At 44.9% G+C, this 15,716-nt stretch carries 10 protein-coding genes; 8 read left to right on the forward strand and 2 right to left on the reverse strand.

The features are described from left to right. The first annotated feature begins 15 nt into the window (after window positions 1-15). The 5 genes from AAFN85_RS02440 to AAFN85_RS02460 all read left to right on the forward strand — a co-directional run bounded on the left by AAFN85_RS02440 (window position 16) and on the right by AAFN85_RS02460 (window position 8,452). Window positions 16-1,926 (forward strand): RagB/SusD family nutrient uptake outer membrane protein, encoded by a 1,911-nt coding sequence (locus AAFN85_RS02440; RefSeq protein ID WP_347525365.1) that lies wholly within the window; start codon window positions 16-18, stop codon window positions 1,924-1,926. Between the two features lie 11 nt (window positions 1,927-1,937). Continuing rightward, window positions 1,938-2,687 carry a DUF3823 domain-containing protein gene (locus AAFN85_RS02445; protein WP_347525366.1) on the forward strand — a complete coding sequence of 250 codons (750 nt, stop codon included), beginning with the start codon at window positions 1,938-1,940 and terminating at the stop codon, window positions 2,685-2,687. Between the two features lie 73 nt (window positions 2,688-2,760). Beyond that, window positions 2,761-4,941: a hypothetical protein gene (locus AAFN85_RS02450; protein ID WP_347525367.1), complete on the forward strand. Its 2,181-nt coding sequence runs from the start codon at window positions 2,761-2,763 to the stop codon at window positions 4,939-4,941. A gap of 337 nt (window positions 4,942-5,278) precedes the next feature. After that, entirely contained in the window at window positions 5,279-7,555 is a 2,277-nt protein-coding gene (locus AAFN85_RS02455; RefSeq protein ID WP_347525368.1) for a GH92 family glycosyl hydrolase, read from the forward strand. A gap of 240 nt (window positions 7,556-7,795) precedes the next feature. Then, complete coding sequence (locus tag AAFN85_RS02460; RefSeq protein WP_347525369.1) at window positions 7,796-8,452, forward strand: hypothetical protein; 657 nt, start codon at window positions 7,796-7,798, stop codon at window positions 8,450-8,452. Window positions 8,453-8,474: 22 nt separating this feature from the next. On the opposite strand, the gene AAFN85_RS02465 is transcribed toward AAFN85_RS02460, so the two are convergent. Together AAFN85_RS02465 and AAFN85_RS02470 are read right to left on the reverse strand one after the other, a co-directional pair. Further along, the gene (locus AAFN85_RS02465) at window positions 8,475-8,906 is read right to left on the reverse strand and encodes a DUF1801 domain-containing protein (RefSeq protein WP_347525370.1); all 432 of its coding nucleotides are present in this window, start codon (window positions 8,904-8,906) and stop codon (window positions 8,475-8,477) included. A 74-nt stretch (window positions 8,907-8,980) separates the two neighbouring features. Then, a complete protein-coding gene (locus AAFN85_RS02470) occupies window positions 8,981-10,291 on the reverse strand; it encodes an amino acid permease (RefSeq protein WP_347525371.1) in 1,311 nt (436 codons plus the stop codon). Between the two features lie 410 nt (window positions 10,292-10,701). Here AAFN85_RS02470 and AAFN85_RS02475 point away from each other — a divergent pair, with 410 nt between their 5' ends. From AAFN85_RS02475 to AAFN85_RS02485, 3 genes are all read left to right on the forward strand, one after another. Further along, the gene (locus AAFN85_RS02475) at window positions 10,702-12,459 is read left to right on the forward strand and encodes a c-type cytochrome (protein WP_347525372.1); all 1,758 of its coding nucleotides are present in this window, start codon (window positions 10,702-10,704) and stop codon (window positions 12,457-12,459) included. A gap of 82 nt (window positions 12,460-12,541) precedes the next feature. Further along, window positions 12,542-14,140, forward strand: a complete 1,599-nt coding sequence (locus tag AAFN85_RS02480) for a S8 family peptidase (RefSeq protein ID WP_347525373.1) — start codon at window positions 12,542-12,544, stop codon at window positions 14,138-14,140. Between the two features lie 13 nt (window positions 14,141-14,153). Beyond that, window positions 14,154-15,656: a carboxylesterase family protein gene (locus AAFN85_RS02485; protein WP_347525374.1), complete on the forward strand. Its 1,503-nt coding sequence runs from the start codon at window positions 14,154-14,156 to the stop codon at window positions 15,654-15,656. The last annotated feature ends 60 nt before the right edge of the window (window positions 15,657-15,716 follow it).

A 15,716-nucleotide genomic window follows, 5' to 3' on the forward strand; every position in this document is an offset into this window, starting at 1 on the left:
TAAGGCATATCAATCATGAAGAAATACGCATATACCATATTCGCTTTTTTACTTTGCTGGACCACAGCATGTAAAAAGCTCGACACCCTGCCGCCAAGTATTATCAGCGATCAGGATGTGTTTTCAAGTGCGGCCGGTATTACCGCCTATATGGCCCGCATGTACAGCGAACTCCCTATCGAAGATTTCAGGTACTCGCCCGAACGTGGTTTAAACATGTTCTGGATCATTAGCCCTACAAGCGCTACCACAGGCGAGGCTTTAAGCCGTGACCAAAACGGTTCGATGCAGGAAAATACAGGCTTATCAACCTGGGGCGATTGCTACCGTACCATTAGGGATGCCAACTATTTTTCTGAAAATATTGGTAAGTATTCAAGCAATTACACTGCCGAGCAGGTAAACCAATGGTTGGGCGAAGCCCGCTTCATCCGTGCGGCCACTTATTTTGCATTGGTTAAACGTTATGGCGGTGTGCCGCTTGTTGATAAGGTATTGAACTATCCGGAACAAGGCATCGAAGAATTAAAAATTCCGCGTACATCCGAAGAAAAGATCTATGACTTGATCAGCGCCGATTTTGATTATGCCTATGCAAACCTTCCCGAAACAAACCAGGTTGGCCGCGCTAATAAATATGTAGCTGCGGGTTTTAAATCGAGGGCGATGCTTTATGCCGGTACGGTAGCCAAATACAACCAGGTAACATTGGTTGATGGCGGCGGAAACAGGCTTTGCGGTATCCCTGCAACCAAAGCGGTTACTTATTTAAAAGCTGCTTATGATGCTGCTGTGCTGCTTGAGGGCAAGTATGACTTGTACAAAAAGAATTGGGCAGCGGGCGATAAAGAAGCACAATATCAAAACTACGTTAACCTGTTTTATGATGCCACAAGTGGTGAAAACATATTTGTACGTCAATACCACTACCCCGAATCGGTACATGGTTATGATGCCTATAATGTACCACGCCAGTTAATGGGTGCTAACGGTTATTCATCCGAAGTAAATCCTACCCTAAACTATGTGGAGTTATTTGATGGGTTCCCTAAAAATACGGATGGTACCATTAAAACTACCACAGGCGGCAAGTACGATCTGTATGACAATACCATGGACCTGTTTGCCAATGCCGAACCAAGGCTTAGGGCGACTGTAGTTTTACCAGGTGACGTATTGAAAGGTGTAAGCATTGAAATTAGGAGAGGTATTTATACCGGACCAACCGCGGGTGGTATCAGTCCGCTTTTGCCGGCCGGTTCAACAGCGCATTACCCAACTACCAATATGGTGGAGTCGGCAAATGCTTCGCAAACACCTTATAAATTGCCTAACGGCACAACTATGAACCCTGCGGGGTTAAGTGGTTACTTTACGGGCGATGGTACCTGCTCGGTTTCAGGTTTCGCTATCCGTAAATATATCGTACCAGATAAGCCAACATCACTGGTATTGGAAAATCGTTCAGATCAAACCTGGATCGAACTGCGTTATGCCGAAGTATTGCTTAACCGTGCCGAAGCTGCTGCCGAGTTGAACTCGCTTGGCCAGGGTGATAAAAATTATTTACAGGATGCCTTTACCCAGATCAACGCTATCCGCGAACGTGCAGGTGCTACACTGCTAACAGGATCGGCCGATTTAACTATCGACGTAGTACGTAAAGAGCGCAAAAAAGAACTCGGTTTCGAGAATAAACAATATTGGGATATGCGCCGCTGGCGTGTTGCCGATAAAGAGCAAAGCAGCACCATTTACCGTACGCTGATGCCTTTCTTTTCGGCCAATGATAATAAATACTTTTTTGATGCCCGTTTAGATGAGCGTAACTCAAGATACACCTTTGATACACGCTGGTACTATGAGCAGATTCCGCAGAGCGAGATCCAGAAAAGCCAGAATTTAGTTCAAAACCCAGGCTATTAATTAATTGAGAGATGAAAAAACTATTTTATAGCATAGCATTAAGCGTATTGGTTGCCGCAGGCAGCTCATGCAAAAAAACTGATAATTATGCCGCGCCGGATGTTACCCTGAAGGGAACAGTTACTGATGCCGGTACCGGTAAAAGCCTGCAAACAGAACAAGGTTCAGGCACCCGCATTAAATTGCTGGAGATAAGCTGGAGCGATAACCCAACACCTTTTTATATATCTTCATACCAGGATGGTACTTATCAAAACACCAAACTGTTTGCGGGTAAAAATGTGATCTCGGCCGAGGGGGCTTTTGTGCCATTGGTACAGGTTGATGGCAGCGGTAAAACTGTTGTTGATAAAAGTCAGACGGTTGACGTTAAAGATGTAACCACCGTGAACTTTTCGGTTGATCCGTTTTTAAGGATCGATTGGGTTGGTGAGCCGGTTGTAAATGCCGATGGTACCATTACTACTACCTTTAAAGTTACCCGCGGTACTTCCGATCCTAATTTTCAGCAAAACGTAACCGATGTGGCCGTGTTTGTTAACTCAAATAAATATGTTGGTAATAACAACTTTGATAACCGTTATACGCCAACACTTAAGGATGCTGCGGCAAACGCAACTGTTGGTAACACCATTAGTTTAACTACCCTCGGCGGTGCGCTGCCAGGGCAACGGAGCTACTTTATCCGTGTAGGCGCAAGGATATCCTATGGTTTAAATTACTATAATTACACCGACGTTAAAGAGGTTAAAATACCGTAACCAAATGAATACCTGTGTGTAGGAGTGGGTTGCTCAGGTAGCCCCTCCTTACGCGGTATCAATACATATACTAATGATGAAAAATACTTTACTTTTTTGTTGTAGCCTTATCCTGGCATCGGGAGTTTACGCGCAGCAAACGCCGGTATCGCTTAAAGAGAAAACCGCTTTTCAAACCAGCAGCCCATGGCGGCCAGAGATCGACGTACGATCGGATATCGCCATTGTGTACGGCACTAATGATCATCCGGGCATGACCTTTGAGCAGCGTGTAAAAACCTGGCGCGATCGTGGTTATGACGTAAACTTCATGACCGGTATTGCCTGGGGCGATTACAAGGATTATTTTCTGGGCCAATGGGATGGTAAAAACCACCTCGGCGTAGGGCAGGTAACACAAAAAGGTGATACTATTTTTCATGGTAAGGACATGCCTTATGTAGTACCCGATGATTCCTTTATCGAGTACATGAAAACCGCCGTGGTAAAAAGGGTGATCGACGTAGGTATCACCAACATTTTTTTAGAAGAGCCTGAGTTTTGGGCACGTGCCGGATACAGTGCAGGCTTCAAAGAGCAATGGCAAAAGTTTTACGGCTTCCCATGGAAACCGCAGGATGCCTCGGCAGAGAATACCTATCTATCCAACAAATTAAAATACAACCTGTACTACGAAACCATTAAACAGGTATCAAACTATGCCAAAGAGTATGGCAAAAGCAAAAACATGAAAATTAAAGTTTTCATTGCTACACACTCGCTGGTAAACTACTCCTCATGGCAAATTGTTAGTCCGGAGGCAAGTTTAGCTTCGTTACCGGGTATTGATGGTTACATAGCCCAGGTATGGACAGGCACCTCGCGTGAGCCTACGTTTTTTAATGGCCAGAAGAAAGAACGGGTATTTGAGAACGCTTTCCTGGAATATGGTTCGGTAGTATCTATGACAGCCCCAACCGGCCGTAAAGTATTTTTCCTTACCGACCCTATTGAAGACCGTGTTCACGATTGGAGCGATTACAAACGCAACTACCAGGCTACCTTCACGGCCAAATTATTATACCCCATGGTTGCCGATTACGAGGTAATGCCGTGGCCCGAGCGCATTTATACCCACCCGTACCCGGTATTGGGTACCAACGAAAAAACACTGATCCCGCAGTTCTATTCAACCCAGATGCAGGTGATGGTAAACGCGCTGAACGATATGCCTGCTTCATCAAACGAGGTATCGGGCGTAAACGGCATCGGCGTGTTAATGAGCAACTCGCTGATGTTTCAGCGTTACCCAACCCATAATGGTTTTGAAGATCCGCAATTCTCAAACTTTTACGGCCAAACCCTGCCGCTGGTAAAACGCGGTGTTCCGGTACAAACTGTGCATATGGAAAACCTGGGTTATGAGGCATCGCTTAAAAATATTAAAGTATTGGTGATGAGCTACTCGAACATGAAACCGGTTTCGGCCGAAGTTCATGAGCATCTGGCAGATTGGGTTAAAAAAGGCGGCGTACTTGTATATGTTGGCCGCGATGATGATCCATACCAATCGGTAATGGAGTGGTGGGATACCAAGGGCAATAACTTTAAAGCACCATCGCAGCATTTGTTTAGCCTGTTGGGTATTAATCCTAAAGGCGATGGCAAACGATACGAGGTAGGGAAGGGCGCTGTATATGTGTTAAGGCAAAACCCTAAAGAGTATGTGATGAAGGCTAATAAAGATGATAAGTACATCAAAACCATACAACAGGCCTACGAAAAAGACGCCAACGGCGGCGAACTTCCTTTTAAAAACAGCATGTACCTTGAGCGCGGCCCTTATGATGTTGTTGCCGTAATGGATGAAAATGCCGATAGCAAACCATACACCGTAAAAGGCCCGGTTATTGATCTGTTTGATCCGCAATTACCTGTATTGACCGAGAAAACAGTTAACCCCGGCGAACAGGCATTATTATACGTGGTAGACCGCGTAGCCAATAAAACTCAACCTAAAGTATTAGCGACGGCTGCAAGGGTATACGACGAACAATATACGGGCAACAGCTATAGCTTTACTACTAAAAGCCCGATAAATACATTGAACAGCACCCGAATCCTGTTGCCAGCACAACCATCGGCCACGGTAGTTACCGATAGCAACGGACAAACCATAAGCGATGTAAAAACCAGTTGGGATGCATCGTCAAATACATTATACCTGGGTTTTGCCAACAGTCCCGATGGTATTAAGGTGAGCATCAAATGGTAAAGATTCTTTTTTGAGAGAAAGTTGGTTTATGCTTCCGTACGCGAAATTTCGCGTGCGGAAGTTTTTTTTGATTGCGAAGGGTGCGTTGGCCCCTGGTAATCGTCTTGGTATTGAATATGGTTGTTGAGAAAAGAAGTATAGCTCCCTCCCTCGGGAGGGGTGTGGTAGGATGAGATGTGGCAGGGAGGGGTTTGTGCGCCATTCCGCATAATATGGTTGACCGAGAAACCCCTCCCTACACCCTCCCAGGGGAGGGAATCGCACGAGGCCCCCGCTTTTTTGATTTCTTTTACAATTATGTTTTTATTGAATTGTAATATAACACTCCAAATAATAAATGAAAAAGTTACTCCTCCTGGCATTTGCCTTTTTACCGGCGGCGCTTTCGGCACAGGAAAAGCCGGCTACGCTTGTTGATTACATTAACCCGATGATGGGTACACAATCCAAACCGTCGTTATCAAACGGCAATACCTATCCCGCGGTGGCTTTGCCATGGGGCATGAACTTCTGGACTGCCCAAACCGGTAAAATGGGCGATGGGTGGCAGTACACTTACGATGCCGATAAGATCTTAGGTTTTAAACAAACCCACCAGCCATCACCATGGATGAACGATTATGGTATGTTTTCTATTTTTCCGGAAACAGGTACGCTGAAGCTTAACGAAAAAGATCGCGCCAGCTGGTTCTCGCACAAAGCCGAAGTATCTAAACCATACTATTATAGTGTTTACCTGGCCGATTACGATGTAACTACCGAAATTACACCTACCGAGCGTGCGGCAAGCTTCCAGTTCACTTTCCCTAAAAGCGATAGCTCGCATTTGGTGATCGATGCTTTTGATAAAGGATCGTACGTGAAGATTATTCCGGGCGAGCAGAAAATTGTTGGTTACAGCACCAAAAACAGCGGCGCTGTACCTGCCAATTTTAAAAATTACTTTGTTATTTATGTAGATAAACCATTCGCGCTGGCCTCGGCATGGCACGATTGGAAAAGGGATGTTGGTCAGCTGGAGTTTACCGGCGATCATGCAGGCGCGGTGATCACCCTGAAAACCGCTAAAGGCGAAAAGGTGCACGTTAAAGTAGCATCATCATTCATCAGCATTGAACAGGCCGAACTTAATCTGAAACGTGAGCTGGCCAATGATGATTTTGCAACAACTTGCCAAAAAGCCAAAGATACCTGGAACAAAACCCTGAACCACCTGAACATTGAAGGCGGCACGCTTGATCAAACCCGTACTTTTTACAGTAGCCTTTACCGCATGCTGTTTTTCCCCAACAAAATGTACGAGGTAGATGCTAACGGACAAAATGTGCATTACAGCCCTTTTAACGGTAAAGTAGCACCGGGTTACCTTTTTGCCGGTACCGGATTCTGGGATACTTTCCGTGCGCTATATCCTTTCCTGAATTTGGTTTATCCATCAATAGCTAAAGAAATGCAGGAAGGTTTGGTTAACGATTACAAAGAAGGCGGCTGGCTGCCGGAATGGTCAAGTCCTGGTTATGCTGATTGTATGATCGGTAACAACTCGGCATCTATAGTATCTGAGGCTTATCTGAAAGGCTTGCGTGGGTATGATATCGAAAGCCTGTACGAAGCCCTTAAGCATGGTGCAAATAACGAAGGCCCGAACGCAACCGGTCGTCGTGGTGTTGAGTATTACAACAAATTGGGTTACGTACCTTACGATGTAAAGATCAACGAAAACGCTGCCCGCACGTTGGAATACGCTTATGATGATTTTGCTATCTACCAATTAGGTAAAGCTTTGGGCAAACCTAAAAAAGAGATCGATATCTATAAAAAACGTAGCCAGAATTACCGTAACCTGTTCGATCCGCAAACTAAACTGATGCGCGGTAAAAATAAGGATGGTAAATTTGAAACGCCATTCAATCCATTTAAATGGGGTGATGCCTTTACTGAGGGTAACAGCTGGCACTATAGCTGGAGCGTTTTCCATGATATTCAGGGCTTGATCAACCTGATGGGTGGCAAACAGCAGTTTGTAACCAAACTCGATTCGGTATTTGAAATGCCTCCGGTATTTGACGATAGCTATTACGGTGGTGTGATCCATGAGATCCGCGAAATGCAGATAGCTGGTATGGGCCAGTATGCGCATGGTAACCAGCCTATCCAGCATATGATCTATTTATATAACCATGCCGGGCAGCCATGGAAAACTCAATATTGGGTTCGTGAAGCCATGAACCGTTTGTACAGGGCAACTCCTGATGGTTATTGTGGTGACGAGGATAACGGCCAAACTTCGGCTTGGTATATCTTCTCATCATTAGGCTTTTACCCGGTAACCCCGGCCAGTGACCAATATGTGTTAGGTGCCCCGCTATTCAAAAAAGTAACGGTTAACCTGGAGAATGGCAAAACTATCACCATCAACGCTCCTAAAAACAGTGATGAAAACCGTTATGTAAATACGCTTACGGTTGATGGCAAACCATACACCAACAACTGGTTAAGCCACAAAGGTTTATTGAATGGCACGGTGCTTGATTTTGATATGCAGGCAACGCCAAATAAAGACCGCGGTACTAAAGATGCCGATGTGCCTTATTCGATGAGTAACGAGAAGTAATCTCTGCCGTTCGCAAGTTCAAGCGTCCTCCGCTTGAACTACAACAAAAGTAAGCGTCCACGCTTACTTTTGTTGTTTTATGCGTGAGCGTGGACGCTCACTCGAAAATAGCGATCAAGCGTTGACGCTTGACCGTGCGGTATTTTTTTGTAGAGGCACATGTGATGCGTTTTTGATTTTTGAGTGGAGTATATCTACAGAAAAAATCTTTTTTATACATTTATCAATAAAATCTAAACCATGAGATACCTATTAATTTTCATATTGATCCTAACGATAGGTATCGTAAAAGGCCAACCTTTGGCCGATTTAAAGGCGAACCGGTCAAAAGCCGAACGCATCATACTGAATGATAATGATTTTAAGGCAATGATGCTATTCCACGAAACACACCTAACTAATAAGGAGAAATTTAAATTAGTAGTTGCTGTTCAGGCTGAGGCCGAGAAATACACCCCGCCGGTTTTATATACCATGTCGATGGTTCTGTATATGAGTAAAAGGTACAACGATGCCTGCTTTTGGTTTTATGTAGCCCAGTTGCGTACCCAATATGATATTAACCGGAGTGTGGATAAAACCGTATCAGCCGCCGATCTTGACGGGCCAATAGGGCGTTATATAAACCAATATGCCTATGAACATCTGGATTCGTTAGAAATGATCCTCCCCGAAGTAATAGATTATGTAAACGACAATGATGAAGAGTATGATCAACGTTGGATCAATGTTTTTAGGCCAGGTAATGGCATAAGGGAAGAAGATGTAGATAAATTAAGTGTTGATAAAAGCCAGTGGCCAGCTATAAAAAAAGGAACTGTAGATGTTTACTATACCGATTTTAAAGAATTTATAGCTAAGCTAAAACAACAACAGCACCCACAACAAGGGCAATAATTGATAATTTTTAGGTTGGAATTTAATTTTTACCGGTAGCCTCAACCCCGTACCGTACAGCTGCCTCAAGCACATCCATATTGATGTCTTTTAAGTTTTTAAACTTAATGCAGTAACCTGTTACCGATGCCTTACCAATTTCTTTCCCAAAGGTTTCCGGCAGGTATTTTCTATCGGCAATACCCATTACATAAACAGAGATGCCGCTTGTATTGGCACTCAAACCTATCTGATAAAACTCCTTACTTGTTCCATCGGCATACTTTATGGTATAAGCGCCATAGCCGATGTTGGGGTTGCTTACAATTTTGCCTTCGCTGTCTTTGCCATCCAGATACCATAGTTTGCCATTGGGTAATACCTTTAGAATGAGCGCCTGCAAAGTTAGCATGTCGGCGCGTTTGTGTTCGGGCTGGCTGGCGATATAGTTATCGATATCTTGCTGTATGTTCATACAAATATTGAATGATGGTTTAGCTATTCTCTACCTAAATTTCGCACATAATTTTGTGATTAACAGCTTGTTTTTTATTTCTTACCAAATGCCGCCCAAACATAGAAGGGGATACCGGCCATCAACAGTAAAAAGCCATAATAAACGGCTTCCTGCCCGGCGCCTGCAATAGCCCAAAGGGCGTAGGCAAAGGCCATGATAGCCAAAGTAACAGCACCAACCCAGCCACCCGCGTTAGGGGTATTTCGAACCCGGATAATTAGATAAGCCGCCGCAGATAACAAATAGGGGATGAGCACGCTAAGCAACGAAAGCAGTAACAGAAATTTAAATTGTGCTACCAAACCCTTGGTATAATTCATGCTCATGAACAGCGATACCATGATGCTGCTAATGATGATACCCATATAAGGAACGCCTTTTTTATTGGTGCGACTAAAGATGGGAGGGAAAAGCTTATCTTTCGAGATAGCGTAAGGCACTTGACCCTGCAACAACGTCCACCCATTCAAAGAGCCAAAGGCCGCGATAGCGATGCCCGCGCTTACCCAATAGCGGGCACTGTTGCCATAAATAATTACTGCCGCATCGGCATAAGGAGTAACGGATTTTTGCAATTGCGCGGCTGGGATAATACCGATAACACTTACACTCCCTAATATGTAAACAAATGTGGTAATGAGCAGGCCGAGGATAGTAGCCCTCGCCACCGTTTTTTCCGGATTAACTACACTGCCCGATGGCACGGTAGCACTTTCAATACCAATGAATGCAAACATGGTCATGGTAGCAGTTGCCTGTAAAGCACCGATAATACTACCACCGCTCGCGTTGAAGGGACTGAAGTTTGCTGCTTTGATGAAGAACAAACCGCCAATAGCTATCAGCAATAATGGCAGCACTTTTAAAATAGTGGTAATCAGTTGTAGCTTGCCACCGGTTACCACACCTAAAGTATTGATATAAGCTAACAGCCAGATAGAGCATAGCCCGGTACAAACCGCTATAGTACTGCTACTTGCCAAAATAGGAAAAAACGTGCTTAATGCGCTTACGAACGATATGGTGATGGCCGCGTTAGCGCAAGCTACAGCAAGGTAATATCCCCAGGCCACTAAAAAACCTATAAAATCGCCAAGGCCGTGGCGGGTATAGGCGTAAGGTCCTCCAGTAGCATGAGGCAGCAACTTGCTCAGGTTACTGAAAACCTTAGCCAGAAAAAACGAGCCTATTGCAGAGAATACCCAGCCCAACAAACCAATGCTCCCAAAGTTGGCCATAGCAGCTGGCATCAGGAATATGCCCGCGCCTATCATATTGCCTACTACCAGCGAGGTGCTGGTCCAGAGGCCTAATTTGTTTTGTTGATTTGAAGTATCGGGCATAGTGTTTTAAATAGTGAAGATATGGGTTTTCTGCTAAGAGTACGTTTGTGATTTTCAGGATTGTTTGACAAATAGGTTGAAGCCCTCTGGGGGGCGGAACAGTGGTGTGATAATTACTACAAACCTGTCCCTCCTCTGGGGGATTAAAAAATACATGAGCAATAGCATGACATTGCTCCAGAGGGGTAAAACAACTTTATGCTAATTAGTTTCATGGACCACCTTTCGCTGTTAGATTTAAGCTTAAACGGGGCATTTATCACCCTATATCCCCACTACCACTCCCCTCCCGCACCATCCCCCCACCAAAAAATAAAATCTTCCCTAAACATTTACTCCCAAAATCTCTTTTATAGCAGGACTTGCGTTTTAAGCAACCGTCTGCAATAAGCATAATCTGCCTATCTATAATGAAAAACAAAACAACCGCGATCGGTATTTTGCTGATCCTGTGCGCGCTTACTGTGATCAGTTTTAAAAATATCGGCATAAAAAAAACTCCGCCGGCTACCGATACTATCAACGGCGGCTTATTCCTGCCCGGTAAGTTTAAAGCGGTGGTAGTGGTTGACAGCTTGGAAGGCCGCGCGCGGCATATGGCGGTTAACAGCAATGGCGATGTTTATGTAAAACTCCGCTTCCCCGATTCGATTGGCGGCAACGTGGCGATGCGCGATACCAATGGCGATGGCCGGGCAGATATCATTAAAAAGTTTGCTGATTATGAGGATAAAGGCCCATATGGTACTGGCATGCGGGTGCATAAGGGTTACCTCTACTTTAGTTCGGAAGTAAATGTTTACCGCGTTAAATTGAACCCGCAAACACTTGTGCCCGATGCCCCGCTTGAGTTGATATTACATGATGCCACCGCTCCGCACGAGCATGATGCCAAGCCATTGGCTTTTGATAACGCCGGGCATATGTATGTGGCTTACGGTGCGCCATCTAACGCTTGCCAGCAGCAAAACAGGGTGCCGGGATCTAAAGGAATAAAAGGTTGCCCTTTGTTGCAAACTTATGGAGGCATCTGGCAGTTTGACGAGGCCAAGCTCAACCAAACACAGGCCGATGGCATCCGCTATGCTACCGGGATGCGCAGTATTGTAGCGATGGATTGGAACACAGCAGATAATTGCCTGTATGTAGTTGCCCATGGGCGCGATGACCTGCGCCTGCAATTCCCCAAGATTTTTACTGCCTGGCAAAGCGCCGTGCTGCCTGCCGAAGAATTTATTAAAGTAACCAAGGGCACTGATGTAGGATGGCCATACTACTACTACGACCCCATCAAAAAGAAAAAACTGCTCAACCCCGAATATGGGGGTGATGGCAAAAAAGAAGGCAATGGCGCAAAATACACACAACCGTTAATGGCTTTCGGTGCGCATTGGGCACCCAATGATCTGCTGTTTTACACCGGCGATCAGTTCCCTGCAAGGTATAAAAATGGGGCTTTCATCGCTTTTCATGGTTCAACCAACCGTTCACCTTATCCGCAAGCGGGTTTTTTTGTATGCTTTATGCCATTTAAAAATGGTAAGCCCGCAGGCCAATGGGAGATTTTTGCCGATGGATTTGCCGGTAAAAATACGGTAGTAAGTGTTAGCGAAGCGGTTTGCCGTCCAATGGGTTTGGCTATGGGGCCGGATGGTTCGCTTTATATCAGTGAAACCGAAAAAGGTAAAGTTTGGAAGGTGAGTTACGCTGGCGGTAAAACCGGGTTTGGTCCAACGCAGCTGGCTAAAATGGAACAGCGCAAAAAACTGCCTGGTTTCCGCCTGCCGGATGTAATGAAAAGCGATCTACAAACCGGGATGTTGAAAGGCGGCGTTAAAATTTATGCTACATATTGTGCCAACTGTCACCAAAAAAATGGACGGGGCGATGGTAATATGATCCCACCGCTCAGCGGATCGGAATGGGTAACGGGCGGAAAATTCATGGAGAAAGATCTGGCCATCCGTGTATTGCTGAAAGGGCTGGACGGGCCTATCAAAGTAAAGAACCGCCCCTATAACAGTGCCATGCCTAAACACGATTTTCTGAAAGATGCCGATATTGCCGCCGTATTAACCTATATCCGTAATAACTTTGGGAACAACAGCAGCCTGGTTACTGCTGCCGAAGTGAAGAAGATGCGGATTGAAGTAGCCAATGATAAATAGTTATAACCGCATATTGTTATCACAATTAAAAACCTACTTTAGAGTTTTTGTACTAAACAGTTAACTGACCTGAAATTTATAAATGAGAACTTCTTTTCCGCTTAAACAGCTGGCCCTTGTAGCCGGGCTTTGTTTACCTTTTTTTGCTAACGCGCAACAAGCAACCAAATACAAACCAAACTGGCAAAACCTCGATCTGCAAACCGACTCGGTTTTCGGTATCAGCACCGAAAAAGCTTATAAAGAATTATTACCCGGCAAAAAACATGTAACCGTACTGGTTGCCGTGATTGACGGTGGTGTGGATGTTGAACATGAAGACCTGAAAAAGGTGATCTGGAACAACCCGAAAGAAAAGCCCGGTGACAAAAAAGATGATGACAAAAACGGCTACATCGATGATATACATGGCTGGGATTTTATAGGTTCGGCAAAAGGCGATGTGCATTATGATAACCTGGAGCTTACCCGCATGGTGAGGATCTACAACACACGTTTTGCCAATGCCGATAGTACTAAACTAACCGGTAAAGACCTGGCAGATTTTAAAGCTTACGGCAAAATGAAAGCCGAGCTGAATAAAAAAACAACCGAGGCACAACAAACCTATGATATCATCAACAGGTTTAATGGCTTGATTGATAATGTACTCACCAAAATAGGCAATCAAAACCCAAGCATTGCCGATATTGAAAAATTCCAACCTAATGGTGGAGCTGAAACCTATGTAAAAGGCGTACTGATCAAAGCTCTTCCCGATTTTAAAGATGTGGCCGATTTTAAAGAAAAGGAAATAAAAGGCGGTCTGGAGCATTTTAAAGAAATGTTGGATTACCACCTGAACCTTAACTTCAACTCGCGCGATACCGTGGGCGATAACTATAATAATGCTAATGAGCGCAACTATGGCAACAATGATGTGGCCGGTCCGGATGCTGACCATGGTTCGCACGTGGCGGGTATTATTGGTGCGGTAAGGGATAATAATATTGGTATTATGGGTGTGGCTAATGATGTAGCTATTATGTCGGTACGTACGGTGCCTAATGGCGATGAGCGCGATAAAGATGTAGCCAATGCTATCCGTTACGCTGCTGCCAACGGTGCTAAAGTAGTTAACATGAGTTTCGGTAAAGGCTACTCGTACAATAAAAAAGCGGTTGATGAAGCCGTGAAATTCGCGATGAGCAAAGACGTTTTGCTCATCCATGCAGCAGGTAATGAAAACGAAAATACTGAGGTAGAACTGAACGTACCTAACCGCACTTACGAAGATAAAAGCGGTACAGCCAATGCATGGATAGAGGTTGGCGCGTCTGGTCCAACAGATGATGCTACTTTAAAAGCTTCGTTCTCTAACTATGGTAAAACCAGTGTTGATGTATTTGCGCCGGGTGTTGCTATTTATTCAACTACACCAAAATCAACCTATGCCGAGCATGATGGTACCAGTATGGCGGCCCCTGTGGTAACCGGTTTAGCTGCGCTGATCCGCTCATACTATCCAAAGCTTACGGCTTTACAGGTTAAAGAGATCATCCTGAAATCGGTAGTGAAAATATCGCACAATATTGAAATTAAGGATGGCGATAACAAAAAAGAGGTTCCGTTTACTGATATTTGTGCAACCGGCGGCGTAGTTAATGCTTATAACGCGCTTAAGCTGGCAGCCACTTATTAAGTAAAGCCTCTATATGAAAAACAACATCTGCCGGGTATTAGCCTGTACTTTTTTGCTGATCGTAAATTTTAATTTAAACGCATCGGCACAAACAGTAACAACCAAAATATCCGGCGGATGGATAAAAGGAATTAAAGAAGGGCCAACATTGGTGTTTAAAGGCGTACCCTACGCCAAAGGACCTGTTGGCCCTTTACGTTTTATGCCGCCCCAGCCCGCCGCGCCATGGAAGGACACCTTATCCTGTCAGAAATTCGGCAGCATGGCCGCACAGGGTGGCGACCAATTAAGGGGCAACGAAGATTGCCTCTCGCTCAACGTTTACACGCCAACTACTAACAAAAATGCCAAACTTCCTGTACTGGTTTGGGTACATGGTGGTTCGCTAACCGGCGGCTCGGGCATGGGGATGAACGGGCATGCTTTTGCCGATGATGATAGTGTGGTTACGGTTACCATCAATTACCGTCTGGGTATTTTTGGTTTTATGTATTTGGGTGATGTGAATAAAGCCTATAAAACTTCTGGCAACAACGGACTGCTCGATCTGAACATGGCCCTTAAATGGATCAAACAAAATATAGCGGCCATGGGTGGCGATGCCTCAAGGATTACCGTAATGGGCGAATCAGCAGGGGCTAAATTAACCAGCGCTTTATTAGCCTCGCCGCAGGCAAAAGGATATTATAGCCAGTTGGTACTGGAGAGCGGTGCTGTACAATGTATCCGCGATTCGGTTACCGCCAAAGGTATCCGTCAGCGTTTAATGAACGAACTCGGCGTAAGCAAACCCGCCGACCTGCTCAATCTCTCCGCAGAAAAACTGATAGCCGCCCAATCAAAAATTGCCAACGGCGCGCAAGGCACCAACTATTGGGGACCGGTTAGCGATGGTGTAGTTATTGATGGCGATGCCTACCAGGCCGTACGCAAGGTGAATAACAATAAAGTCCGTTTCATCATAGGCACCAATAAGTTTGAGAGCAAAATGTTTATGGGTTTTGATAAACGCCTTAACCAGCCCGATAGCACGGTGCTTTATGGTTGGTTTGGAGATAACTACCACTATGTGCTTAATGCTTATCAAACCGAAGCGAAAAAAATAGGTGCGGACAGCGCCGCCCTTAAAGTGCTAACTCAATACATGTATCAAATGCACAGCTATCGCCTGGCCAACACCTTGGCACAAGCCGGAAACCAGGTATGGATGTACCGTTTTGATTACAAGCGTGATGGTACCGGCGCAACCCACGCCGATGAATTGGCTTACCTGTGGTTCAATCCCCGCCAAAATAATTTTAACGATACCGAAAAACAACTGGCCACCCAGATGCACCAGAACTGGGTAAGCTTTATAAAGGGTAATGCCCCCGGTGAAGTAAGTGGCAAATCCTGGCCGCGTTTTATAGCCGGTGAAAATAACATCGCTGTTTTTGATGCGGTTTCAGGTATCTCCCACTTAAGCAATATTTACAATGATAAAGCCAGTCCGTCGGCGTGTTTTGTATTGAAATGAGCAATTTATAACCTACAGGGCATAGGTTAAAATCATCCTTTTTATTAATTTGATTGCGCG

The sequence above is a fragment of the Mucilaginibacter sp. CAU 1740 genome (genome assembly GCF_039839285.1).
GTDB lineage: Bacteria > Bacteroidota > Bacteroidia > Sphingobacteriales > Sphingobacteriaceae > Mucilaginibacter.

Excerpts from the sequence above, each read along its gene's own strand:
- AAFN85_RS02440 (WP_347525365.1), top strand. The coding sequence starts at position 16 with ATGAAGAAATACGCATATACCATATTCGCTTTTTTACTTTGCTGGACC.
- AAFN85_RS02445 (WP_347525366.1), top strand. The coding sequence starts at position 1,938 with ATGAAAAAACTATTTTATAGCATAGCATTAAGCGTATTGGTTGCCGCA.
- AAFN85_RS02450 (WP_347525367.1), top strand. The coding sequence starts at position 2,761 with ATGATGAAAAATACTTTACTTTTTTGTTGTAGCCTTATCCTGGCATCG.
- AAFN85_RS02455 (WP_347525368.1), top strand. The coding sequence starts at position 5,279 with ATGAAAAAGTTACTCCTCCTGGCATTTGCCTTTTTACCGGCGGCGCTT.
- AAFN85_RS02460 (WP_347525369.1), top strand. The coding sequence starts at position 7,796 with ATGAGATACCTATTAATTTTCATATTGATCCTAACGATAGGTATCGTA.
- AAFN85_RS02465 (WP_347525370.1), bottom strand. The coding sequence starts at position 8,906 with ATGAACATACAGCAAGATATCGATAACTATATCGCCAGCCAGCCCGAA.
- AAFN85_RS02470 (WP_347525371.1), bottom strand. The coding sequence starts at position 10,291 with ATGCCCGATACTTCAAATCAACAAAACAAATTAGGCCTCTGGACCAGC.
- AAFN85_RS02475 (WP_347525372.1), top strand. The coding sequence starts at position 10,702 with ATGAAAAACAAAACAACCGCGATCGGTATTTTGCTGATCCTGTGCGCG.
- AAFN85_RS02480 (WP_347525373.1), top strand. The coding sequence starts at position 12,542 with ATGAGAACTTCTTTTCCGCTTAAACAGCTGGCCCTTGTAGCCGGGCTT.
- AAFN85_RS02485 (WP_347525374.1), top strand. The coding sequence starts at position 14,154 with ATGAAAAACAACATCTGCCGGGTATTAGCCTGTACTTTTTTGCTGATC.